This window comes from Actinoplanes sp. NPDC051633, assembly GCF_040681735.1.
In the GTDB taxonomy this organism is placed as follows: Bacteria; Actinomycetota; Actinomycetes; order Mycobacteriales; family Micromonosporaceae; genus Actinoplanes.
Genome location: NZ_JBFAZH010001289.1, coordinates 1 through 2,067 on the forward strand (window position 1 = coordinate 1; position 2,067 = coordinate 2,067).

The 2,067-nt window shown below is 72.9% G+C and carries 2 protein-coding genes and 1 pseudogene; all 3 read left to right on the forward strand.

Annotated elements, in window-relative coordinates; all coding sequences use genetic code 11:
- Positions 1-131 precede the first annotated feature (131 nt).
- Positions 132-311, forward strand: a pseudogene (locus AB0M20_RS40170) (cobyric acid synthase CobQ); the annotation flags it as partial.
- Positions 308-916, forward strand: coding sequence for a hypothetical protein (locus tag AB0M20_RS40175; RefSeq protein ID WP_364306397.1), 609 nt, complete (start codon positions 308-310; stop codon positions 914-916). The pseudogene AB0M20_RS40170 and the gene AB0M20_RS40175, both read left to right, overlap by 4 nt.
- A 42-nt stretch (positions 917-958) precedes the next feature.
- On the forward strand, positions 959-2,020 hold the full coding sequence (locus tag AB0M20_RS40180; protein WP_364306399.1) for a M48 family metallopeptidase: 1,062 nt from the start codon (positions 959-961) through the stop codon (positions 2,018-2,020).
- Positions 2,021-2,067: the final 47 nt, after the last annotated feature.

Sequence of the window (2,067 nt, forward strand, 5' to 3'; positions counted from 1 at the left end):
CCGGGCGCTGCCTCCCCGCGCCCCCGGGGCCCCCCCCGGCGGGGGGGGGGGGTGGGGGGCCCGCCCGCCTGGGGCCGGGCGCTTTGGAGCCCGCCGTGCCCGCCGGGCGGTGCCGGCCCCGGCCGCCCGCCCGTGCGGGCCGGCACGGGTTCACCGCCGCCCCCGACACGAGCTTCACACGCGTACGCGAAAAAGCTCTGGATCTGCTCGGCGACCTGGTGGAGCAGCACCTGGACACGGATGGCCTGTGGCGACTCGTCGAGGACGGCGCCCCCGCCGGGCTCCCGGCCCTGCCGCCCGGCGCGCCGTGACCGCGGAACGCTTCGCCGACCTCGCGGCTGCCGTCCGGGTGATGCTGCCGCGCCTGGGTGGCACCCGGCTGGTCGCGGTCGACGGACCCAGCGGGGCGGGCAAGACCTGGTTCGCGGAACGGCTCGGCGAGGCGACCGGCGCCCCCGTCGTGCACACCGACGACCTGCTGAACGGCTGGGACGACCAGTTCAGCTTCTGGCACCGGTTCGAGGAGTGCGTGCTGATGCCGCTGCGGACGGGCCGGCCGGCGCAGTATCGGCGCTACGACTGGCTGTGCGGGCGCTTCGGCGACGAGGTGGTGCGGGTGGATCCGGCCGAGTTGGTGATCGTCGAGGGGGTGTCGTCGGCGCGCGCCGCGATCCGGCCCGAGCTGAGCACGGCCGTCTTCGTGAGCGCGCCCGCCGAGTTGTGCGTCCAGCGGGTGCTGGAGCGCGACGGAGGACATGATGTTGCGTTCGCGGCGTACCTTGAGCGCTGGCGGCGTGCCGAGGAACGGCACTTCGCCGTGGACGACACCGCGGCCCACGCCGACCTGCTGGTCGACGGCGCGGTGGCCGGCGACGACGAGCAGTACGAAAGGCTCTGGCGCCGGCCGGTTGAGTAGGTCACGATCATTCGCGACGACCGCGAGGACGGGGTGGGGACGATGACGACCGAGGATGACAACCGCCCGATCCGGCGGAGGGTGACCCTCACCGGGATCAGCTCGCGGGCCTGGGAGCACCCCGCCGACCGCGGGGCGCTGACCGCCCTGCGCGAGCTGCGCGGCTTCGACGACGTGGTGAAGGCGTTCTTCGGCATGTGGAACGAGCGGGCGTTCCGGCTCGCCTTCCTGGCCAACGCGATCCGGGTCGACCACCGGCAGTACCCGCGGGTCTACCAGCGCTTCACCGAGGCCGCGACGACGCTCGACGTGGCGGAGCTGCCCAACCTGTTCGTCGCGCAGTCCCCGATGATCAACGGCCAGGCGATCGGCATCGACAAGCCGTTCATCGTGATCACCACGGCGGCGGTGGAGAAGCTCGACGACGACGAGCTGCGCGCCCTGCTGGGCCACGAGATCGGGCACGTGCGCAGCGGTCACGCGGTCTACAAGACGATCATGATGATTCTGACCAAGTGGGCGGCCAACCTGAGCTGGCTCCCGGTCGGGGCGATCGCGCTGCGGGCCATCATCGCGGCGATGTTCGAGTGGTGGCGCAAGGCCGAGCTGTCCGCCGACCGGGCCGGGCTGCTCGCCGGGCAGGACCCGTCGGCGTCGACCCGGCTGCTGATGAAACTGGCCGGCGGCGGCGACCTGAGCCAGATCGACACGGCCGCGTTCCTCGAGCAGGCGGCCGAGTACGAAGGCGGCGGCGACCTGCGCGACAGCTTCCTCAAGCTGGGCATGACCGCGTACAGCAGCCACCCGGTGCCGGTGGCCCGGGCCGCCGACCTGCGCAAGTGGATCGACTCGGGCGAATATGCGGCGATCCTCGGCGGGGACTACCCGCGGCGCGACGGCGACGGCAACGCCTCGGTCACCGAGGACGTCAAGGCGGCCGCCAACTCGTACCGGGAAACCTTCAACACCTCGCAGGACCCGCTGGTCGGGCTGCTGCGCAAGCTCGGCGACGGGGCTGCGGACCTGGCCGGGTCGGCCGCCCGCGGTGCCCGCAACTTCGGTTCGAAGGGCGCTCGCCGGGAGGATGACACACCCCCGGCATAAAGTCGGGGCATGACCCTCTCTGACGACGATCTGCGCGCCGCCGTGGC

Excerpts from the sequence above, each read along its gene's own strand:
- AB0M20_RS40180 (WP_364306399.1), top strand. The coding sequence starts at position 959 with ATGACGACCGAGGATGACAACCGCCCGATCCGGCGGAGGGTGACCCTC.